Origin of the sequence: Brevundimonas nasdae (genome assembly GCF_016654005.1) — a bacterium.
GTDB lineage: Bacteria > Pseudomonadota > Alphaproteobacteria > Caulobacterales > Caulobacteraceae > Brevundimonas > Brevundimonas nasdae.
In genome coordinates this window covers 468,164-489,785 of the sequence record NZ_JAEPWN010000001.1, presented here as the reverse complement: position 1 = coordinate 489,785, position 21,622 = coordinate 468,164, and the positions used below count along the sequence as shown (strand labels likewise).

At 66.1% G+C, this 21,622-nt stretch carries 19 protein-coding genes; 11 read left to right on the top strand and 8 right to left on the bottom strand.

Translation table 11 applies throughout. The annotated features are described in order from the left end of the window. Positions 1-90: 90 nt before the first annotated feature. Positions 91-2,994 carry a M16 family metallopeptidase gene (locus JKF87_RS02365; RefSeq protein ID WP_201096905.1) on the top strand — a complete coding sequence of 968 codons (2,904 nt, stop codon included), beginning with the start codon at positions 91-93 and terminating at the stop codon, positions 2,992-2,994. Positions 2,995-3,144: 150 nt separating this feature from the next. Here the strand turns inward: JKF87_RS02365 and JKF87_RS18210 are convergent, their stop codons facing one another. After that, the gene (locus JKF87_RS18210; protein ID WP_236261030.1) at positions 3,145-4,233 is read right to left on the bottom strand and encodes a hypothetical protein; all 1,089 of its coding nucleotides are present in this window, start codon (positions 4,231-4,233) and stop codon (positions 3,145-3,147) included. A gap of 296 nt (positions 4,234-4,529) precedes the next feature. Here JKF87_RS18210 and ileS point away from each other — a divergent pair, with 296 nt between their 5' ends. The 5 genes from ileS to JKF87_RS02335 all read left to right on the top strand — a co-directional run bounded on the left by ileS (position 4,530) and on the right by JKF87_RS02335 (position 10,737). Continuing rightward, positions 4,530-7,460, top strand: coding sequence for an isoleucine--tRNA ligase (gene ileS / locus JKF87_RS02355; RefSeq protein WP_201096902.1), 2,931 nt, complete (start codon positions 4,530-4,532; stop codon positions 7,458-7,460). Between the two features lie 287 nt (positions 7,461-7,747). Further along, positions 7,748-9,016: a cation:proton antiporter domain-containing protein gene (locus tag JKF87_RS02350; RefSeq protein ID WP_201096900.1), complete on the top strand. Its 1,269-nt coding sequence runs from the start codon at positions 7,748-7,750 to the stop codon at positions 9,014-9,016. Positions 9,017-9,058: 42 nt separating this feature from the next. Then, a complete protein-coding gene (locus JKF87_RS02345) occupies positions 9,059-9,262 on the top strand; it encodes a DUF2093 domain-containing protein (protein WP_201096898.1) in 204 nt (67 codons plus the stop codon). Then, a complete protein-coding gene (locus JKF87_RS02340; RefSeq protein WP_201096896.1) occupies positions 9,259-10,125 on the top strand; it encodes a M23 family metallopeptidase in 867 nt (288 codons plus the stop codon). Before JKF87_RS02345 ends, JKF87_RS02340 begins: the two co-directional genes overlap by 4 nt. 108 nt (positions 10,126-10,233) lie before the next feature. After that, positions 10,234-10,737 (top strand): response regulator, encoded by a 504-nt coding sequence (locus JKF87_RS02335; RefSeq protein ID WP_201096894.1) that lies wholly within the window; start codon positions 10,234-10,236, stop codon positions 10,735-10,737. On the opposite strand, the gene JKF87_RS02330 is transcribed toward JKF87_RS02335, so the two are convergent. Together JKF87_RS02330 and JKF87_RS02325 are read right to left on the bottom strand one after the other, a co-directional pair. Continuing rightward, positions 10,686-11,654, bottom strand: a complete 969-nt coding sequence (locus tag JKF87_RS02330; RefSeq protein WP_370874274.1) for a lysophospholipid acyltransferase family protein — start codon at positions 11,652-11,654, stop codon at positions 10,686-10,688. The genes JKF87_RS02335 and JKF87_RS02330 overlap by 52 nt on opposite strands. Then, a complete protein-coding gene (locus JKF87_RS02325) occupies positions 11,644-12,414 on the bottom strand; it encodes an SDR family NAD(P)-dependent oxidoreductase (protein WP_201096892.1) in 771 nt (256 codons plus the stop codon). The genes JKF87_RS02330 and JKF87_RS02325 overlap by 11 nt, the downstream gene beginning before the upstream one ends. Positions 12,415-12,524: 110 nt before the next feature. Between JKF87_RS02325 and tipF the strand changes: the two genes are divergently transcribed. From tipF to JKF87_RS02305, 4 genes are all read left to right on the top strand, one after another. Beyond that, entirely contained in the window at positions 12,525-13,799 is a 1,275-nt protein-coding gene (gene tipF / locus JKF87_RS02320) for a flagella assembly cyclic-di-GMP phosphodiesterase TipF (protein ID WP_201096891.1), read from the top strand. A gap of 102 nt (positions 13,800-13,901) precedes the next feature. After that, positions 13,902-14,771 (top strand): TIGR01459 family HAD-type hydrolase, encoded by an 870-nt coding sequence (locus JKF87_RS02315; protein WP_201096890.1) that lies wholly within the window; start codon positions 13,902-13,904, stop codon positions 14,769-14,771. A 38-nt stretch (positions 14,772-14,809) separates the two neighbouring features. Continuing rightward, positions 14,810-15,271, top strand: coding sequence for a MaoC family dehydratase (locus JKF87_RS02310; protein WP_201096889.1), 462 nt, complete (start codon positions 14,810-14,812; stop codon positions 15,269-15,271). Position 15,272: 1 nt separating this feature from the next. Further along, positions 15,273-16,205 (top strand): bifunctional riboflavin kinase/FAD synthetase, encoded by a 933-nt coding sequence (locus JKF87_RS02305; RefSeq protein ID WP_201097227.1) that lies wholly within the window; start codon positions 15,273-15,275, stop codon positions 16,203-16,205. A 14-nt stretch (positions 16,206-16,219) separates the two neighbouring features. Here the strand turns inward: JKF87_RS02305 and JKF87_RS02300 are convergent, their stop codons facing one another. After that, entirely contained in the window at positions 16,220-16,747 is a 528-nt protein-coding gene (locus JKF87_RS02300; protein ID WP_201096888.1) for a gamma carbonic anhydrase family protein, read from the bottom strand. Positions 16,748-17,054: 307 nt separating this feature from the next. On the opposite strand from JKF87_RS02300, the gene JKF87_RS02295 reads away from it, so the two are divergent. Then, complete coding sequence (locus JKF87_RS02295) at positions 17,055-17,846, top strand: PhoH family protein (protein ID WP_201097225.1); 792 nt, start codon at positions 17,055-17,057, stop codon at positions 17,844-17,846. Between the two features lie 46 nt (positions 17,847-17,892). Here the strand turns inward: JKF87_RS02295 and JKF87_RS02290 are convergent, their stop codons facing one another. Genes JKF87_RS02290 through cysD form a run of 4 tightly spaced genes read right to left on the bottom strand, consistent with a single transcriptional unit; the run spans position 17,893 to position 21,162 of the window. Then, positions 17,893-18,045 (bottom strand): hypothetical protein, encoded by a 153-nt coding sequence (locus JKF87_RS02290; protein WP_201096887.1) that lies wholly within the window; start codon positions 18,043-18,045, stop codon positions 17,893-17,895. Further along, a complete protein-coding gene (locus JKF87_RS02285) occupies positions 18,045-18,245 on the bottom strand; it encodes a hypothetical protein (protein ID WP_201096885.1) in 201 nt (66 codons plus the stop codon). The genes JKF87_RS02290 and JKF87_RS02285 overlap by 1 nt, the downstream gene beginning before the upstream one ends. A 53-nt stretch (positions 18,246-18,298) precedes the next feature. After that, the gene (gene cysN / locus JKF87_RS02280) at positions 18,299-20,212 is read right to left on the bottom strand and encodes a sulfate adenylyltransferase subunit CysN (protein ID WP_201096883.1); all 1,914 of its coding nucleotides are present in this window, start codon (positions 20,210-20,212) and stop codon (positions 18,299-18,301) included. Beyond that, complete coding sequence (gene cysD, locus JKF87_RS02275) at positions 20,212-21,162, bottom strand: sulfate adenylyltransferase subunit CysD (protein ID WP_343772981.1); 951 nt, start codon at positions 21,160-21,162, stop codon at positions 20,212-20,214. The genes cysN and cysD overlap by 1 nt, the downstream gene beginning before the upstream one ends. Positions 21,163-21,622: the final 460 nt, after the last annotated feature.

The window sequence follows — 21,622 nt, the reverse complement described above, 5'->3', positions numbered from 1 at the left end:
ACGAACGCGCGATCCGCCTTGCTCCGCCCCCGCCCCTGCCCTAGTGCGGATTCATCGCCTCATCTGAGGTTGCAGATTCTGGAGCGGCTCATGCGTTCTGCGCGTCATCTTCTACTTGTTGCGGCGTCCAGCGTCGCTCTCGCCACGGGACTGGCGGCTGGGGCCGGAGCCGGTCACGCCTTCGCCCAGTCGACGCGCGCCCCCGCCGCCTCTTCCGCAGCCGCAGTCCAGCCGTCCTCGCCCTGGGCCCAGGCCGCCAGCGACATTCCCGCCGACGCCGCCGTCCGCTTCGGCCAACTGCCCAACGGCATGCGCTACGCCCTTCTGAAGAACGCCACCCCGCCCAATCAGGCCTCGTTCCGGCTGCGCATCGCGGCCGGTTCGCTGATGGAGCGCGACGACCAACAGGGTCTGGCCCACTTCATGGAGCACATGGCCTTCAACGGCACCAAGGACATCCCCGAAACCGAGATGCTGCGCATCCTGGAGCGGCTGGGCCTGGCCTTCGGCGCCGACACCAACGCCTTCACCAGCTTCGACCAGACCGCCTATGTGCTGGAGTTGCCCAACACCCAGGATGAAACGGTCGACACCTCGCTGCATGTGATGCGCGAAATGATGTCCGACGCCCTGATGAACGAGGCCGACATCGATTCCGAGCGCGGTGTCATCGTCGGCGAAGAACGCACCCGCAACTCGCCGCAGCTGCGCGTGCTGAAGACCCAGCTGGGCCTGCTGGCGCCCGGCCAGCGCCTGTCGCAACGCCTGCCGATCGGCGACCTGAACATCATCCGCACCGCGCCGCGCCAGTTGTTCGTCGACTTCTACGACGCCTATTACCGCCCCTCGCGCGCCACCTTCATCGCCGTCGGCGACTTTGATCTGGACGCGATGGAGGGCAAGATCCGCAACGCCTTCGCCTCCTGGACGCCCAAGGCGTCGGATGGCCCCCAGCCGGATCTGGGCGTGGTCGCCCCGCGCCAGCCGGAAACCAGCATCATCGTGGAACCCGGCATCCAGTCCTCGATCCAGTTGAACTGGATCAAGACGCCCGACCTGTCGCCCGACACCGCCGCCAAACGTTCCGAGGCCCTGCGCCGCAACCTGGGTCTGGCCGTGCTGAACCGCCGTCTGGGCGAGATGGCGCGCGAGGACAACCCGCCCTTCGTCGGCGCGGGCGCCAGCTACCAGTCCCTGTTCCGCAGTCTGGACGCAGGAACCCTGGCCGTCGCCTTCAACCCCGGCGAATGGAAGCGCGCCCTGGACGCCGCCGAGCAGGAAAGCCGCCGTCTGGCCCAGTTCGGCGTCACCGAGGCGGAGCTTCAGCGCGAGATCACCGACGCCCGCACCGGCCTGCAGAACGCCGTCGCCACCGCCGCCACCCGTTCGACCCCCGCCCTGGCCAACAGCCTGCTGGGCGCCGTCAACGACGACCGCGTGTTCAACTCGCCCCAGACCTCGCTTGACCTGTTCGAACAGGCCGTGCGCGGCCTGACCGCCGATCAGGTCAACGCCGCCGTGCGCCCTGTCTTCGAGGGTCAGGGTCCGTTGCTGCTCTTCTCCAGCCCCGTCGAGGTCGAGGGTGGTGAGGCCGCCGTCACCGCCGCACTTCAGGCGTCGCGTCAGGTTCCGGTCACCGCCCGCGCCGAACAGGCCGCGCTGGAATGGCCCTACACCAACTTCGGCGCCGCCGCCGTCCCGGCGTCGCGCACCGAGGTCGCCGATCTGGGTGCAACCCTGGTCCGCTTCCCGAACGGCACGCTGCTGAACATCAAGCCGACCAAGTTCCGCGAGAACCAGATCGTCATCAGCGCCTCGACCGGCATTGGCGAACTGGGTCTGCCCGCCGATCGCCTCTCGCCCCTTTCGATGGCCTCAACCGTCATGGGTCCGGGCGGCACGGGCAAGCTCAGCGTCGATGAACTGACCCGCGTGCTCAGCGGCAAGGTCTTCAGCGCCAATGTCGCCCAGGGCGGCGATTCCTACACCTTCACCGGCGCCACCCGCCCCGAAGACCTGCAGCTGCAGATGCAGCTTCTCGCCGCCTATCTGACCGATCCCGGCCTGCGCGCCGCCCCGTTCGAACAGACCAAGGCCATGTTCCCGCAGATCCTGGCCCAGCTGGACGCCACCCCCCGCGGCGTCTTCCAGCGTGATGGTTCGGGCCTGCTGGCCTCAGGCGACAAGCGCGAGGTCACCCCGACCGCAGCCGAGATCGCGGCCATGAAGATCGAGGACATCCGCACGGGCGTCCACGCCGCCCTGGCCCACGGCCCGGTCGAGATCACGGTCGTCGGCGACGTCGATGTGGACCAGGTGATCGCCGCCGTCGGCTCGACCTTCGCGGCCCTGCCGGATCGCGGACCGGCGCCTGCGCCCCTGCCCGGTTCGGCTGAACGCCGCTTCCCCGCGCCGACCGCAACCCCCGTGCGTCTGACCCACAGCGGTCCTGCGGAGCAGGCCCTGGCCTTCATCGCCTGGCCCACGACGGACCAGATCAACGACCGCACCACCGCGCGTCAACTGAGCATCCTGTCCGACGTGCTGCAGCTGCGTCTGAACGAGGACATCCGCGAGAAACAGGGTCTGGCCTATTCGCCGGGCTCCAGCTCGACCACCTCGGACGTCTTCCCCGGCTATGGCTATGTGTCCGTGTCGGCCGAGGTCGCCCCGGAAAACCTGAGCAAGCTGTTCACGGCCGTAGACGCCATCGCCGCCGATCTGCGTGACAAGCCGGTCAGCGAAGACGAACTGAACCGCGCCCGCCGCCCGGCGGTCGAGCGTCTGCGCCGCAGCATGGCCGACAACACCTACTGGCTGATCCAGCTGTCCGAGGCCCAGTCCAATCCCGCGTCACTGGACCAGACCCGCAGCCAGATCGCCACGGTCGAGGCGGTCACCGCCGCCGATCTGCAACGCCTGGCCAATGAATACCTGAAGCCCACGACCGCCTGGCGCGCCGAGATCGTCTCCGACAAGGCCCCCACGCAATAAGGACGCCTCAGTAAGCCTCAGGCCATAAGAAAAGGCCCCGGTTCAATCGTGAACCGGGGCCAGTCTTCAGGATCATCGACGGAGAGCCGATGGTCTTATCTTCTCATCCCGCGCCTGATCGGCGCCTGAACGAGCCTGTCAGGCTTTCGTTCAGAACACCCGGCCGCCGACGCCGCCGTCCAGGGTGATCGTGCCGGTGATGACGCCAGCGCTCTGAACCTGTTCCTCGCGGTATTCGGTGTATTCCTCCTCACGATACATCGTCAGGATCTTCACGCCCGCGCCATAGCGGCGCAGCAGGGAACGCTCGTTGCAGTCGCGCTCTGGCTTTTCGGGACGGCAGACCAGCTGGCCGCCCTCGCCGAACCACAGGGATTCATGCTTGCGGCAGGTCAGGGTCGTGCCGTTGTCGAAGCTGATGTTTCCATCATAGTCGGCGATCGTGGCCTGCAGCCACGTCCCCGCCAGGCAGCGATACAGTTCGCCATTATAGTCTTCACCGATCTCGCGATCCGGGCGCACCTGCGACGCCGGGTGCGGAATTTGACGGTCGTCGATGCAGACGGCCTGGATCACCACGCGCCGCATTTCGCGGCGGAAGGCGGTGAAGGGCGTGCGCACCGTCTGGGCGATCACGCCCTCGACAGCCAGCCCCTGGATCGTCGTCGGATAGGGCTGATCCACCGACACATAGGCCGACCCGCCACCGCCGCCCAGGCCGTTCGAACCCATCCAGCTGTGCGCATTTACGGCGCTGCGCGAACCGGCGCGCAGATAGTTGGAGCTGGCGTTGGAATTCGAGTTGCCGTTGTTGTTGACGTTCACATTGACGTTGATGTTCTGGTTCTGGTTCCAGTTATTGTTCTGATTCCAATTGTTGTTGTTATTCCAGTTGTTATTGTTGTTCCAATTGCCGCCGTGACCGGGCCAGCCCGGCTTGCCGGGGCCTCCGGGACCGCAACCGCCGCCGCCGCCATTGCCGCAGCCGGGACCACCGGGTCCGCCCGGACCGCCAGGCGTTCCGGGATTACAGCCGCCATTGCCGCCGCCACCGCCGCATCCATTGCCGCCGCCGTTTCCGCCGCCACCGCCGCAACCCGCACCGCCGCCGCTGCCACAGCCGGGAGGCGGCGGGGGCGTGCAGCCGGTCGTGCATTGCGCAAACGCCGCGCCTGCCGTCGCCGACAGGAACACGCCTGCCGCCAGACCCAGCATCCAACTTCTCATCCGCAGCCGCATTGGCGGGACTCCTGAACGAAATTCTCGTCGATGCGGCGAGCGCCGACCGATCCAGCGTTCACCAAAACATCAAAAGCCTTTCGTTTCCGTTGATGCATCGCGGGGTTCGGGATGGCGCGATGCCGCATCTGTCTGCTAGACCGACCTCATAATGATCGTCCGCGTCTCCATTCGCCTGATTTCGATTAGCCGCCCGGCGTAGCGCTTCTGGGCCGTCTGGCCCCGTGCACGCCGGGATTGACCGCCCCAGGGCGAACGAAGACAGCGACCGACAACCCACGACGCCGAGACTTTTGATGGCTGACGCCCCCCAGACCGACACCGACACCGCTTCCGGCCGCGACTATCGCGACACCGTCTTCCTGCCGGAGACGCCCTTCCCCATGCGCGGCGGCCTGCCGCAAAAGGAGCCTTTGATCCTTGAGCAGTGGGGCGACCTCTATGGAACCCTGCGCGCCGAGCGTCAGAAGCAGAACGCCCCCCTGTACGTGCTGCACGACGGCCCGCCCTATGCGAACGGCGACATCCACATCGGCCACTCCTTGAACAAGACGCTGAAGGATTTCGTGGTCCGCAGCCGTTTTCTGCTGGGCTACGACGTCGACTACGTCCCCGGCTGGGACTGCCACGGCCTGCCGATCGAGTGGAAGATCGAGGAGCAGTTCCGCGCCAAGGGCCGCCGCAAGGACGAGGTCTCCAAGGAAGAATTTCGCAAGGCCTGCCGTGAATACGCCGGCAAATACATCGACACCCAGCGTGACCAGTTCAAACGCCTGGGCATCACCGGCGATTTCGAAAACCGCTACGCCACCATGGACTTCAAGTCCGAGGCGGCCATCGTCGCCGAGTTCCACAAGTTCAAGAATTCGGGCCAGCTGTATCGCGGCTCCAAGCCCGTCATGTGGTCGCCGGTCGAGCGCACGGCCCTGGCTGACGCCGAGATCGAGTACCACGACCACGTCAGCCCCACGATCTGGGTCAAGTTCCCGGTCACCGGCGTCTCGGACGACCATCCCGACGACCTGCTCAGCTTCCGCTCGGGCAATCCGGCCATCGTCATCTGGACGACCACGCCCTGGACCATCCCGGCCAACCGCGCCATCTCCTACGGGCCCGAGATCGCCTATGGCCTGTATGAGGTCACCGCGATGGAGGAAGGGCTTGAGTTCGCGCCCTGGGCCAAGCCGGGCGACCGCCTGATCCTGGCCGACAAGCTGGCCGAAGACGTCTTCAAAGCCGCCAAGATCACCGCCTGGACGCGGGTCTATGACATCAATCCGTCCGGTCTCGTCGCCGCCCACCCGCTGGCGGCGCTGGACAGCGGCTACGGCTTCTCCGTGCCCCTGCTGGCGGGCGACCACGTCACCGACGACGCCGGCACCGGCTTTGTCCACACCGCGCCCGGCCACGGCGCCGACGACTTCGAGGTCTGGAAGGCCCACGGCCATCACGAGGTGCCCGACACCGTCGATCCCGACGGCGCCTATTACGAGCACGTTCCCCTGTTCGCCGGCCTCAAGGTGCTGGAGACCGAGGGCAAGAAGACCGGCAAGTTCGGCCCCGCCAACGGCGCGGTGATGGAAAAGCTGATCGAGGCGGGCAACCTTCTGGCGCGCGGCCGGATGGAGCACTCCTATCCGCACTCGTGGCGCTCCAAGGCCCCGATCATCTTCCGCAACACCCCCCAATGGTTCATCCGCATGGACGAGCCGCTGAAGACGGGCGAAACCCTGCGCGACACGGCGCTGAAGGCCATCGACGACACCGCCTTCCACCCCGCCTCGGGCCGCAACCGCATCCGTTCGATGGTCGAGGGCCGCCCTGACTGGCTGGTCAGCCGCCAGCGCGCCTGGGGCACGCCGCTGGCCATGTATATGGACAAGCAGACCGGCCAGCCCCTGCATGACGACGAGGTCGACGCCCGCATCGTCTCCGCCATCGCCGAACACGGCGCCGACATCTGGTTCACCGCGCCGGACAGCGACTTCCTGGGCGGCCACGACGCCGACCGCTACGAGAAGATCGAGGACATCCTGGATGTCTGGTTCGACTCTGGCTCGACCCACGCCTTCACCCTGGACCCGCGCCTGCCCGAGCAAGGCTACACCGGCGACCGCCCCTCGCACTGGCCCGCCGACCTCTATCTGGAAGGGTCGGACCAGCACCGCGGCTGGTTCCAGTCGTCCCTGCTTGAGGGCTGCGGCACGCGCGGCCGCGCCCCGTTCAAGGCCGTCCTGACCCACGGCTTCACCCTGGACGAGAACGGCGAGAAACAGTCCAAGTCGCGTGGCAACACCACCGATCCCCTGGTGGTCATCAAGGAATCCGGCGCAGACATCCTGCGTCTGTGGGTGGCCCTGGTCGACTATTCCGACGACCAGCGCATCGGCAAACAGATCCTGCAGACCACGGTCGACGCCTATCGCAAGTTGCGCAACACCGTCCGCTATCTGCTGGGCGCACTGGCCGGTTTCGACGAGGCCGAGCGCCTGACCGACTACGACCAGTTCCCGCCGCTGGAGAAGTTCATCCTTCACCGCCTGCACGAACTGGATGCCCATGTGCGTCAGGCTTACGCCGAATATCGGTTCCAGGACGTGGTCCGCCCGGTGCTGGAGTTCTGCTCTGGCGATCTGTCGGCCCTGTATTTCGACATCCGCAAGGACGCCCTCTACTGCGACCGTCCCGACAGCATCCGTCGTCGCGCCGCCCGCACCGTGATGGACGAAGTGTTCAGCCGCTTGACCGCCTGGCTGGCCCCGCTGACGCCCTTCACCATGGAAGAAGCCTGGACCACCCGCTTCCCCGATGCAGGCACCAACTGCGCCCGCGTCATCCCCGACACCCCGGCGGAATGGAGCAATCCCGCTGAGGCGGAGCGTTGGGCCGCGATCAACACGGTCCTCGAAGTGGTCAATGAATCGCTGGAAGCCGCCCGCCGTGAAAAGCTGATCGGCGGCGCTCTCGACGCCTGGCCGACTGTCACCGGCCCCGCCTCGGTCTTCGCGCCGTTCGAGGGTCTGGATGCAGCCGAAATCTTCCGCACCTCGGGCGCCGAACTGGTCGAGGGCGGCGACGCCGTCACCGTCGCGGTCAAGACCGCCGACCACCCGAAATGCGCCCGCTCCTGGCGCCGCGTCCCCGACGTCGGCTCCGACCCCGCCTACCCCGACCTCTCGGCCCGCGACGCTGACGCCGTGAAGTTCTGGGACCAGACGCACGCCTGACGGCTTCCTTCTCCCGTCGCGGGGAAGGCATCTGGCGTAATGACACTGAAAGGGGGCCGGTCACGCGATGACCGGCCCTCTTTTCAATTCCGACCCGCCTTGTCTTTCGTCACTCCGGGCGAAGGCCCGGCGCCCCCAGCCTAGCCCTCCGTTCCTTCGCGGCAACAGCCGCGAAGCTAAAGGCAATTTCGGGTCAATCGCGACATATCGTCGCCTTGCCAATCCGCGGGCTCAACCCCAACTGCAAAGCCGTATTCAACCGATCCGTCCCCTCGACAGGAGCTGCGATGCCGCATGCCGACAGCCTGATTCTCACCCTGGTCGGGGGCTTCGTCCTGGCCTTTGCGTTCGGCATGTTGGCTCATCGGCTGCGGTTATCTCCTCTCGTCGGCTATCTGGTTGCAGGCGTCGTCGTCGGCCCTTTCACCGGCGGTTTCGTCGCCGACACCACGCTTGCGCCCCAACTGGCAGAGATCGGCGTCATCCTGCTGATGTTCGGGGTCGGGCTGCATTTCTCACCCAAGGATCTGATGCAGGTCCGCAAGGTCGCCATACCTGGCGCCCTGGTCCAGATCACCGCCGCCACCGTGCTGGGCTGGGCGCTGGGCCGGTTCGTGCTGGGGCTGGGCGACCGCGAAGCCCTGCTGATGGGTTTCGCCCTGTCGGTCGCCTCCACCGTGGTGCTGCTGCGCGCGCTGGAGGAGCGCAAACAGGTCAAGAACGAGGTCGGACGCATCGCCGTCGGCTGGCTGATCGTCGAGGACCTGGTCATCGTCATCGCCCTGGTCATGCTGCCCATGCTGATCGTCCCGGCTGGCGGCCAGACGGACCTGGCGGCCATGGGGGTCAATATCGGCTGGACCCTGCTGAAGGTCGTGCTGTTCGTCGCCGTCATGCTGGTGGTCGGCGGAAAGGTCATGCCCTGGCTGCTGATCCGCATCGCCCACACCAAGTCGCGTGAGCTGTTCACCCTGGGCGTCCTGGCCATCGCCCTGGGCATCGCCTGGGTCGCCTACTGGCTGTTCCACTCCTTCGCCCTGGGCGCCTTCCTGGCGGGTCTGGTGATGAACGCCTCGCCGCTGGGCCACAACGCCGCCGAACGGTCCCTGCCGCTGCGCGACGCCTTCGCGGTTCTGTTCTTCGTCTCTGTGGGCATGCTGTTCGATCCGATGATCGTGGTGCGCCAGCCGTGGGGCGTGCTGGGCGTGTTGGGCATCGTCATCGTCGGCAAGTCGCTGGCCGCCCTGGTCATCACCAAGGTGTTCAAGCTGGATCGGTCGTCCGGCTTCACCGTCGCCGCCGCCCTGGCCCAGATCGGCGAGTTCTCCTTCATCCTGGCGGCGTTGGGCGTCAGCATGGGCGCCATGAGCCGCGGCACCCATGATCTGATCCTGGCCGCGTCCCTGTTGTCGATCTCGCTGAATCCGTTCGTCTTCCTGCTGGCCGACCGGTTGGGCGGCAAGCCCAAGCCGCCCGCCTCGACCTCGGGCTCGCCTCCAGGCAAGCCGATCGGCGCAGACGGCCCGGTGACCGATGCGGTCAGCAGCCCGGCCTGACGGCCTATTCACGACCGGCCCGCGCGCGGCTATCATGCAGGCATGGACATGACCGCTTCTGAACCTGCGACGGTGCACTACGGCGACGGCGAGTTCGCCGTGCTCAAGCCGGGACGTTTCGTCCGCTGCGCCGTCACCGACCGGCCCATCCCGCTGGAGCTTCTGCGTTACTGGAGCCCCACCCGGCAGGAGGCCTACTACAGCCCGGCCGAGTTCATCGCGCGGATGCAACAGGCCGCCGCATGATCGCCGGGCGCCGCGCCCTTCTGCTCGGCGTCGGCGCGACACTGGTCACGCCTGACCTTCTGGGCGGCCCCGCCCAGGCCCAGGGTCCGCTGCAGATGACGCTGAACGGCGCCTGGCGTCAGGGCGGCTTTGTCTATGGCCGCACCGCGCCGCGCGCCCTGATCTTCGTCGATGGCGAGGCCCTGACCACCGCCTCCATCAACGGCCTGTTCGTCATCGGCTTCGACCGCGACGCCACGGGCGATGTGGTGATCGAGGCCCGCGCCGACGGCCAGTCGGTTCGCCGCACGATCACCGCCGCGCCCCATGCCTTCCCCTCGACCAGCATCAACGGCCTGCCGCCCTCCACCGTCGATCCGACCGATCCGGCCCTGCTGGCCCTGATCCGCGAACAAGTCGCCCTGAAGACCGAAGGCTTCGCCAGCCGTGTGGACAGCGACGACTTCAAGAACGGCTTCGTCTGGCCGCTGGAAACCTATCGGATCACCAGCCAGTGGGGATCGCAGCGAGTGCTGAACGGCACGCCCGCGCGCCCGCACTACGGCGTGGACATGGCCGCACCCACGGGGACCGTCATCCGCGCGCCCGCCGACGGCAAGGTCAGCTTCAGCCGCTCGGGCATGCATTTCGAAGGCGGCATGACCCTGATCGACCACGGCCAGGGCCTGATCACCTGCTATCTGCATCAGTCGCGGCTGGACGTGACGGCGGGCCAGTCCGTCAAGCGCGGCGACGCCATCGGCCGCATCGGCATGACGGGCCGCGCCACCGGCCCGCACCTGTGCTGGCGCATGAAATGGCGGGACCGCAACATGGATCCGTCACTGATGGTCGGCGCACGGGCGCCGGAACGGCTGGCCTGAAAATCCTGCGCTGAGGGACGCGAATAAAGCCGACGCGCGGCGCCTGGACCGCCTTGCGATAGCAGGGATATCGACCTAGCTTTCGACGCGCATTCCAGTCGGGGGCAGATGCCGCATCTTCAGTCGCTCAGCGTTCTGCTCGTGGATGACAATCCGCACATGTGTGCGATCACCACCGCCGTGCTGTATTCGTTCGGCATCCGCAATGTGCTGGAAAGCCATGACGGGGCCAAGGCTCTTGCGCTGCTGGACCAGCATCCCGTCGACATCGCCATCGTCGATTTCAACATGGCGCCGATGGACGGGGTCGCCTTCACCCGCCACGTCCGCACCAGTCCGGCCAGCCCCAACATCTATCTGCCGATCATCATGATGACCGGCCATTCCGAAAAGGCGCGCGTGTTCGAGGCGCGCGACGCAGGCGTGACCGAGTTCCTGACCAAGCCGATCATGGCAAAGACCATGCTGGACCGCATCAGCGCCGTGATCCTGAAGCCCCGTCTGTTCGTCCAGGCGGAAACCTACACCGGCCCATGCCGTCGCCGCCGCGACGCAGAGGGCTACGCCGGCCCGTTCCGCAGGTCCGGCGACGTGGCGCGGTCCAGGGCCTGATAGACGCTGTCGGGCCAACGCTTGTGGACCCAGAACCAGTCTTCAGGCGTCTCGCGCACCCGGTCCTCGACAAAACGATTGGCGGCCTGGATCCCGGCCAGGACATCCGCAGCCTTGTCGTCGGTGTGGCTGACCGTGATCGGCTCATGCGCCGTGACCCGGAACCGCGCGCCCGACAGACGCACCACCGACAGCGGCTGCATCACCGTGTCGAACTTCAGCGCCAGCCGCGCTGCGCCGGGAGAAGCGTTCACCGGTTGGTCGAAGAACTGCACCTCCGGCCCCTGATTGTACTTCTGATCGACCAGCAGCGCGATGGAATCGCCGCGCTTCATCCCCGCCATCAGGTCACGCGTCCCGTCGCCCTTGGGCGCGAACAGGCGGATGCCATACCGCTCGCGGCTCTGGCGGATCAGGGCGTCGACATACGGATTGTTCGCAGCGCGATAGGTCACCTGACACGGCAGGCCGGACGCCATTATGACCGCCGCCATCACCTCGAAATTGGCCAGATGGCCCGAGATCAACACCGCCGGCTTGCCGCCGTCGCGCAGGGCGTGCAGCCGCTCCATCCCGACCACCTCGACCCGCCCGCCTTCCGGCGTCAGCTGATCCATCACCGCCAGTTCGGCGAAGGTCCGCCCCGTGCGGTCCCATTGCTCGTGCGCCAGGCGATCACGCTCGGCGGCGGGCATGGCGGGAAAGGCGATCCGCAGATTGCGCATCACCGTCTTCTGGGTGCCTGTCAGCGGCCCCAGCGTGCGAAGCAGCCAGCCGCCCAGGGCCGAGGCGCGCTCGACGCCCAGCAGGCGCAGGAAACCGAACAACGCCCGGAAGCCGAAGGCCTCCAGACGCCAGATCAGATCCTGTCGCAGGTCTTTTGCGCCGCCGCTCTTGGGGCTCTTCTCACCAGGCAATCGTCAATCCACCGTCCACCACAAGGGTCTGGCCGGTCACATAGGCCGACGCAGGACTGCACAGATAGACCGCCGTGCCCGCGATTTCATCCGGCTGGCCGATCCTTTTCAGCGGCGCCGGCTCGGTGACCGTCTTCAGCAGCTCGGGATTCTCCCACAGGTATTTGGCGAAATCGGTCTGCACCAACCCAGGCGCGATGCAGTTGACCCGCACGTTCGACGGCCCCCACTCCACCGCCAGGTTGCGCACCAGCTGCATGTCTGCGGCCTTGGAGATATTGTAGGCCCCGATCAGGGCGTTGCCGCGAAGCCCCCCGATGGACGAGATCACCAGGATGGCGCCGTCCTTGCGCTCCACCATCTGCGGGGCGACCATCTGGATCAGCCAGTGGTTCGAGATGACGTTATTCTGCAGTATCTTCTCGAACTGATCATCGGCGATACCGGCCATCGGTCCGGCATAGGGATTGGTCGCGGCGTTGCATACCAGAATGTCGATCTTGCCAAAGGCGCGGTTCGTCTCGTCGACCAGCCGCTGCAGCTCTTCTTTCGAGGCGATGTTGGCGGGCACGGCGATGGCGCGTCCTTGGCCGTATTTGGCGTTGATCTCGGCGGCGACCTCGTCGCACGGCCCGGCCTTGCGCGAGGAGATGACGACCTGGGCGCCGTGTTCGGCCAGCCGTTCGGCGATGGCCTTGCCGATCCCGCGCGACGATCCGGTGATGATCGCGACCTTGCCGGTCAGATCGAACAGTTCCATTTTCCACATCCCCAGGTTTGCGGCGGGTTATTTATCAACCCGCTCTAGCCGAAAGTCTCTGATACCCTGATACTCACGCGATTCCATCCGGGAGTGGCTAAAGCCAGCCGATGCGCACCCTAACGACAGGTTTTCTGTACTTCGCCTACCTTTTCCTGGGTCTGACCGTGGGCGCCTTCCTGTGGCGCGCGGAGCTGGGCGTCGGTGCGGGCGTGGCTGGAGCCCTAGGCGCGCTGGGTTTGCTGGGCGCCTTCCACGGCATTGTGACCGGCATTTCCGAACGCCGCCTCCTGAAGAAGGAAATCCATCAGGTCCGCGAGGCGCACCGCCTGCTGGCCGATGCGATGGAGTCGACGCAAGGCGCCCTGACCGAACTGGCCCAGGCCATCGAGAGCGGGGCTCTGTCGGGCGCCGACGAACTGACCGGCGAAGTGCGGATGCTGGAAAGTCTGGTCCAGCAGATGAGCGAAAGCATCGACCAGCGCCTGTCCGCCGCCCCGACCATCGGTCTGGACACCTTCGAGGGCCGTCGTCAGGCCCAGTCGAACGTCCTGCTGCAGACCATCCATGAGGCCCTGGCCGAGAACCGCGCCGACCTCTACCTGCAGCCCGTTGTCTCCCTGCCCCAGCGCCGCACCATCTTCTACGAAAGCTTCACCCGTCTGCGTGACGCCTCTGACCGGGTCATGATGCCGGCGGAATACTTGTCTCTGGCCGAGGGCGAGGGTCTGGTTCCCGCCATCGACAATCTGCTGCTGTTCCGCTGCGCCCAGATCGTGCGCCGTCTGGCCCGTCAGGACCGCAAGGTCGGCGTCTTCTGCAATGTGGCCCTCAGTTCGCTGGGCGACGACGCCTTCTTCCCGCGCTTCCTCGACTTCCTCAGCGAGAACCGCGACCTGAACCAGGCCCTAATCTTCGAACTGGGTCAGGCCACCTTCGATGCGCGGGGCGCCATCGAGGCCCGCAACATGGCCAAGCTGGCCGACCTCGGCTACCGCTTCTCGCTGGACAAGGTGCAGACGCTGGACCTGGACTTCGCCGATCTGCAACGCGCCGACGTCAAGTTCATCAAGGTGTCCGCCGACCTGCTGATCGAACAGTTGCTGGACCTGGACGGCGGCGCGCCTCTGCAGTCCATGCCTGACATCCAGGCCGCCGATTTCGCCGCCCTGACCCGCCGCTACGGCGTCGAGGTCATCGCCGAAAAGGTCGAGACGGAGCGTCAGGTCGTCGACATCCTCGAACTGGATGTGGCCATGGGCCAGGGCCATCTGTTCGGCGAACCCCGCGCCATCAAGGAGCAGGTTCTGGCCGAAACCGACCCGCCGGCCGAGTTCCTGCGCTCCACCCTGCGCAGCGCCGAGCAGCGTCGGCGCGTTCACTAATCCGCACACGGTCGCTTCTGACCATCTGTCCCACGCCTGCATCGCAGAAACGCCGTATCGAACGCGGTTGACGCGCCGTCATGCGCCCCATAGGTCCGGGGCATGACCCTTCCCCACGCCCTGCCTCACCTCGGCGACGTCGCCGCCGACTACGACATTCTGCTCTGTGACGTATGGGGCGTGATCCACAACGGCCGCGAAAGCTGGGCTGGTCCGTGCGAGGCCCTGGCTCGTTTCAACCGCGAGGGCGGCCATGTCGTCCTGATCTCCAACTCGCCGCGCCCGGCCTCGGACGTGATCGCGCAACTGGATGGCCTGGGCGTGCCGCGTGAAAGCTGGAAGGCCTTCGTCACCTCGGGCGACGCCACCCGCGCCGAACTGGCCAAGCGCGCCCCCGGCCCGGCCTGGATCGTCGGCCCGGAACGCGACGGCGCCCTTTACGAAGGTCTGGGGCTTGAGCGCGCGCCCAGCGCCGCCGAGGCCGCCTTCATCTCCGTCACCGGCCCGGTCGACGACACGGTCGAAACGCCGGAAGACTATCGCGAGCGTCTGGCTGTCGGCGCCGAGCGTGGGCTGGAGCTGATCTGCGCCAACCCCGACCGCGTCGTGCAACGCGGCGACAAGCTGATCTATTGCGGCGGCGCTCTGGCCGACCTGTATGAATCCCAGGGCGGGCGCGTCGTCATGGCGGGCAAGCCCTATTCCCCCATCTATGATCTGGCGATCAAAGAGGCGGAGAAACTGCTGGGCCGCGCGGTGGACCGTTCACGCGTCCTGTGCATCGGCGACGGCGTGGTCACCGACGTCATGGGCGCCAACGCCCAGGCGCTGGACTGCCTGTTCATCGCCCAGGGCATCCACGGCGACCAGGCCAAGGGCGAGGACGGCGCGCTGGATCCCGCGCGTGCGGGCGCCCTGCTGAAGGCGGAAACGACCTATGCGCGATACGCCGCGCTAGAACTGAACTGGTAAGGCTCGCCATTTTGTCGCACCGCAGCTAAAGCCTCCCAATGGTCGAACTCGTTCAGCAACATCCCTCCGGCGGCTATATCCTGGAGGAACTTCACGTCGGCATGGCCGCCGAGAAGATCGTCGTCGCCACCGAACAGCGCATCCAGCTGTTCGCCGAGGCGTCCGATGACTTCAACCCGGTCCATCTGGACGAAGGTTTCGCGTCCAAGACCGCCTATCGCGGACGGATCGCGCATGGGCTGCTCAGCGCCTCGTTCGGCTCAGCGGTGGTCGGCACCATCCTGCCCGGCGCGGGCTCCATCTATATTTCCCAGACCCTGGCCTTCCACCAACCGGTGCGGATCGACGATGAGGTCCGCATCGTCATCACCGTGATCGAGGTAGAGTCGGAAAGCGCGCGCGTGAAGCTGAGTTGCGAGGGCTTCGTCAACGGCGTCATGATCATGGACGGTGTCGCGGTGGTCCGCGTGCCGCGCCGCCGCAAGCCGTCCCAACGCTGAGATGCAGATCGTCCGCGACTGGCGCGGCCTGCCTGACGCCCTGAAGGGTGCAGCGGTCGCAGTCGGCGCCTTTGACGGCGTTCACCGGGGCCATCAGGCCGTCATCGCGGGCGCCAAGGCGGCGGCTGAACGTCTGGGCGCGCCGCTGGGCGTGGTCAGTTTCGATCCCCATCCGCGCCGCTGGTTCCAGCCCGACGCCGCCCCGTTCGGCCTGATGACCGCCGACCAGATGGCCGAGGCCCTGGGGCCTCTGGGCGTGGACATCCTGTATCTGCTGCCCTTCGATGCCGAGATGGCGGGCATGAGCGATTCCGGCTTCGCCGAGCGCGTGCTGGCCCAGGGTCTGGGCATCCGTCACGCGGGCGTCGGCTTCGACTTCACCTTCGGCAAGGGCCGGTCGGGATCGCCCGAGGCCCTGCGGACCTATGGCGAGCGTCTGGGCTTCACCGTTTCGGTCGCTGAACGACTGGACGACGCCGACGGCCTGAAACTGTCGTCCAGCGCCGTGCGCGAAGCCTTGAAGGCGGGCGACATGGCCCGCGCCGCCGCCATCCTGGGCCGCCCCTTCGCCATTCGCGGCGAGGTGATCCACGGCGACAAGCGCGGCCGCACCATCGGCGTGCCGACCGCAAATATCGAACTGAACGGCTATATGCGCCCCGCCTACGGGGTTTACGCCGTCCGCACCCGCCTGCCGGACGGCCGCGTCATCGACGGCGTCGCCAGCCTGGGCGTGCGGCCCATGTATGCGCTGGAGACGCCGCTGCTGGAGGTCTGGCTGTTCGACTTCGACGAAGAAATCTACGGCCAGACGGTCGACACGCAGCTGATCGCCTGGCTGCGCGGCGAAGAGAAGTTCGACGGGCTTGAGGCGTTGAAGGTCCAGATCGACGCCGACGCCAAGGCGGCGCGGGCGGCGTTGGCGAACGCCTGACCCGGCTTTCCGGCTTAAACCGCCCTCAACCCCGCCGCGTACCGCTTCCAGTTCTGGACATAGTGGTCCGCCGACATCTTCAGCACGGCGACATGGTCGGGATCGCGTTCGCGCACCACCTTGCCCGGCTGTCCCATCACCAGACTGTTGTCGGGGATGATCTTGCCCTCGGTGATCAGGGCGTTGGCGCCGATGATGCAGTTCCTGCCGATCTTCGCCCCGTTCAGCACCACCGCCCCAATGCCGATCAGGCTGTAGTCCCCGACCTCGCAGCCGTGCAGCATGGCCTGATGCCCGACCGTCACACCGCGCCCCAGCGTCAGCGGCGAACCGGGGTCGGTGTGCAGCACGGCCCCGTCCTGAACATTGCTGTCCGGCCCCAGGATGATCGGATCATTGTCCCCGCGCAGCACCGCGCCGAACCAGACGCTGGCGTTTTCTTGAAGAATCACGTGACCTATCACCGAAGCATTCGGCGCGATCCAGTATTCCCCCTCGGGCGGAAGCTGAGGACTATTGTCGTCAAGTGCGTAAACAGTCATCCGTTCACCGATCATCTCATTAAAATGGGGGCTTTAAGCCCTCGTAAACCACGTTAGCATCAAACTGTTGATGCGATTCGGGAGCCGCTATTCGCCCCCGGATCCGAAGCCGGATCAAGCCCGGTCCGGTCAGTAGTCGGGGCTTTCGCGTGGCGCGTTGGGATCCTGGTTCGGTTGTTCGGCGGCGGGTTCATCCCGTTTCTGACGGCCCTGCTGTCGATCCGGGCGGTTGCCGTGCGGGCCGCGATCCTCTCCTCCCCAAGACCATCCAAGGCGGAACCCGTGTGGGTCCGCCTTTTTTCATGCCCTGGAGGCGTCCATGACCAAGCGTGCGGCAATGAAGCGTCAGTCCCGTGAAAGCGGAATCCTGGATTCGCGTGACTTCATCGAAGAGTCGAAAGTTCGCCGGCTCCATACGCCCAATAACTCGCGGTCAGGGTGGTCGCCCCATCCGTCGAACGACGACCGGGACCAGGGCTATCTCAAGACGCTGAAGCCGAAGTCGGAAGGCCAGACCGAACTGATGCAGGCCATCGACGCGCACAATCTGGTCATGGCGCTGGGGCCTGCAGGCACGGGCAAGACCTATCTGGCGGTAGCCAAGGCGGTCGAGGCGCTGGAGGCGGGCAAGGTCGGCCGCATCGTCCTGTCCCGCCCCGCTGTAGAGGCCGGGGAATCCATCGGCTTCCTGCCCGGCGACATGGAGGACAAGCTGGCCCCCTATCTTCGCCCGCTCTACGACGCACTGTCGGACCGGCTGTCGATGAAACGGGTCAAGGCGCTGATGGCCGAAGGCCTGATCGAGATCGCCCCCATCGGCTATATGCGCGGCCGCACCCTGAACAACGCCTTCATCGTCGTGGATGAGGCCCAAAACTGCACCTACGTCCAACTGAAGATGCTGCTGACCCGCCTGGGCTGGCACTCGACCATGGTGGTGACCGGCGACCCGCAGCAGTCCGACCTGCTGCCGGGCATTTCGGGGCTGTCGGACATCTCGGCGCGGTTGGAAGCGGTGGACGACATCGCCGTGGTGCGCCTGGCCGAACGCGACATCGTGCGTCACCCCCTGGTCGCCTCGATGATCGGGGTGCTCTGATCCTCAAGCGTCGCCCGATGGCCCATACCGTCGGGCGACAGTCTTGCTACAGACCTGCCGCAGGGCCGTCCGCCTCGTCCGGTTCGCCGTCGGCGTCCTTGTCGACAAAATGGGTCGGCGGGCTGACGGGATGAAACAGCAGGGCCAGCAACCCGCCGAGGATCAGCAGCGCCAGCAACGCGGTTCCCGGGCCGACCATCACGAACCACCCAGTCGCGCGACGATGTCCGGGTCGCGTTCCGAAGCCGCCACCTCTGTGTCAAAGAGACGTTCCGCCTGCTCCAGATCGGCGAACCGCCGCTCGTCTGATCCGCGCAGACTGGTCAGGACATAGGCGCCGTCGCCCTCCTGCTGCAGGACCACGCCGCTGCGGGCGTGAAGAACGCGAACCTCGGTCATCAGCTGTTTCCTCTGATGACCCAACGCGCGATCCGGCGATTGGCGCCGCCGTCTCAGATGGCGAAGTCTTCGGGCGGCTCTCGCCCTTCCAGCCAGCCCACGATGCGTTCAGCGGCCTGTTCCGGGGTCATGGAGGTGGTGTCCACTACGATCTCGGGGGTTTCCGGCGCCTCGTACGGACTGTCGATGCCGGTGAAGTTCTTCAGCTCTCCCGTCCGCGCCTTGCGGTACAGGCCCTTCACATCGCGCGCTTCGGCGACATGCAGCGGGGTGTCGACGTGGACCTCGACGAACTCGCCGTCATTCACCAACGCCCGCGCTAGCGCTCGCTCGGCCCGGAACGGCGAGATGAAGCTGACCAGAACGATCAGCCCTGCATCCACCATCAGCCTGGCCACCTCGGCGACACGGCGGATGTTTTCGACCCGATCCTCCTCGGTGAAGCCCAGGTCGCGGTTCAGCCCGTGGCGGACATTGTCGCCGTCCAGCAGATAGGTGTGGCGTCCATCGGCGTGCAGCCGCTTCTCCACCAGATCGGCAATGGTCGATTTGCCGGCGCCGGACAGGCCGGTCAGCCAGATCACCCTGCCCTTCTGGTTCTTGATCGCGGCGCGCGAGGCCTTGTCGACCGACTGGGCCTGCCAGTGGATGTTGTGGGCGCGGCGCAGGGCGAAATGCAGCATCCCCGCCGCCACCGTGCGGTTCGAAATCCGGTCGATCAGGATGAAGCCGCCCAGATCCTTGTTGGCGCCGTAAGGCTCGAACGCGACCGGCGCATCCAGCGACAGGTTGCAGACGCCGATCTCGTTCAGCTCCAGCCGCTTGGCGGGCTGCTGCTCCAGCGTATTGACGTTCAGCCTGTGCTTGGGTTCGGTGATGGTCGCGCCGACCAGCCGCGCGCCCAGCTTCAGCAGATAGGGACGGCCCGGCAGCATGGCCTCGTCGTCCATCCAGACCAGTGTCGCCTCGAACTGATCAGCGGCCTCGGGCGGGGCGTCGGCCGCGGCCAGGACATCACCGCGCGAAATGTCGATCTCGTCGGCCAGGGCCAGGGTGATCGACTGGCCCGCAACCGCGTACGACAGATCACCGTCAGCGGTGACGATGCGGGTGACGCGCGAGGTCTTGCCCGACGGCAGAACGCGCACAGGATCGCCGGGCCGCACGGTTCCCGCCGCGATCTGGCCCGAGAAGCCCCGAAAATCCAGATTGGGCCGATTGACCCACTGCACCGGCAGTCGGAACGGATCGGCCGACAGTTCGTCCCCGACCTCCAGCCCCTCCAGCAAGGCCATCAGCGGCGGACCGTCATACCAGGGCGCCCGCGCGGTCGGTTCGGTGATGTTGTCGCCGCGCAGCGCCGACATGGGGATGGCGTGGAAATCACTCACGCCCAGCCGGGCGGCGAAGTCGCGGTACTCGGCCAGGATTTCGTCGAACCGGGCCTGGGACCAGCCGATCAGATCCATCTTGTTCACCGCCAGCACGATGTGCCGGATGCCCAGAAGGCTGACCAGATAGGAATGGCGTTTCGTCTGGGTCAGAACGCCCCGCCGCGCGTCGATCAGGATGACGGCGGCGTCGGCGGTCGAGGCGCCGGTGGCCATGTTTCGGGTGTATTGCTCGTGCCCCGGCGTATCGGCGACGATGAACTTACGCGTCTCGGTCGAAAAGAAGCGATAGGCCACGTCGATGGTGATGCCCTGCTCCCGCTCCGCCGCCAGCCCATCGACCAAAAGGGCGAAGTCGATGTCGCCGCCCTGGGTGCCGACACGGCGGCTGTCCGCCTCCAGCGCCGCCATTTGATCCTCGAAGATCATCTTGGAATCATAGAGAAGCCGCCCGATCAGGGTGGACTTGCCGTCATCCACGCTGCCGCAGGTGATGAAGCGCAGCAGGCTCTTGTGCTGGTGAACGTCCAGATAGGCGTCGATGTCGCGGGCGATCAGGTCGGACTGGTGCGCCATCAGAAATAGCCCTCGCGCTTCTTCTTCTCCATCGAGGCCGACTGGTCGTGGTCGATCACCCGGCCCTGACGCTCGGACGTGGTGGTCAACAGCATTTCCTGAATGATCTGCGGCACGGTCGCCGCCGTGCTCTCCACCGCCCCGGTCAGGGGGTAGCAGCCCAGGGTGCGGAACCGGACCGAGCGCATCTGCGGCGTCTCCCCCGGACGCAGAGGAAACCGGTCGTCATCGACCATGATCAGGGCGCCGTCACGCTCGACCACCCGCCGTTCAGCGGCCAGGTACAGGGGCACGATCGGGATCTGCTCCAGATGGATGTATTGCCACACATCCAGTTCGGTCCAGTTGGAGATCGGAAAGACGCGGATGCTTTCACCGGGGCGTTTGCGGGTGTTGTACAGCCGCCAAAGCTCGGGCCGCTGGCTCTTGGGGTCCCAGCCCTGCTCGGCGGTGCGGAACGAGAAGATGCGCTCCTTGGCGCGGGACTTCTCCTCGTCGCGCCGGGCGCCGCCGAAGGCCGCGTCGAACCCATGCAGAGCCAGCGCCTGTTTCAGTCCTTGCGTCTTCCACAGGTCCGTATGCAGGGCCGAACCGTGGTCGAACGGATTGACGCCGCGCGCGACGGCCTCCGGGTTCTGATGCACCAGAAGCTCGACGCCCAATTCGGCCGCCATGCGGGCGCGCATCTCGTACATGGCGCGGAACTTCCACATCGTATCGACATGCAGCAGCGGGAACGGCGGACGAGACGGATAGAAGGCCTTCTTCGCCAGATGCAGCATCACCGCCGAATCCTTGCCGATCGAATACAGCATGACCGGACGCTCGGCCTCGGCCGCCACCTCGCGCATGATGTGGATCGCCTCCGCCTCCAGACGTTGGAGATGCGTCAGGCGTTGGCTCGTCACGGCGGGTTCGGGGCGTGTCTTCAGAAGCAGGGATGCAGCCACGGTTTTCACTCTCGTCTGAGAGCGACCTCACACGTCAGAGCGGTGAACGGCGCAAGCGATGGATACTGCATGCGCGGCTTAGATTTCATGTCCGTCGCCCTAGGCGTCGCCCCTCATCCGCTATCGCAGCGCACAATGTCCACATCACAGGGGTTGAAACGACATGTGATTGTGAACGTTTCCAAACGTGACGCGAACAAGGCGGTTTTGTGTTGTGAACGCTCTCAAACCATGCTTATTTCCGATCATGAGAAGGCGGAGACCTTCCATTTTGAGGGAGCGAAAGTGATCGGCAGCCCACGCGGGTGCCGACGTTGGCTGCAAGCAGCCCTTTTCTCTTGAGTGACTGTTCAGCTCCGTTCGCGGAGGAACTGAAGGATGCAAGACGATGACCGACCGGTTTTCGTCAACGCTCTCGCTCGCCCTCTGACCGACTGGTGTGTGTTATCGCAAAGTCACT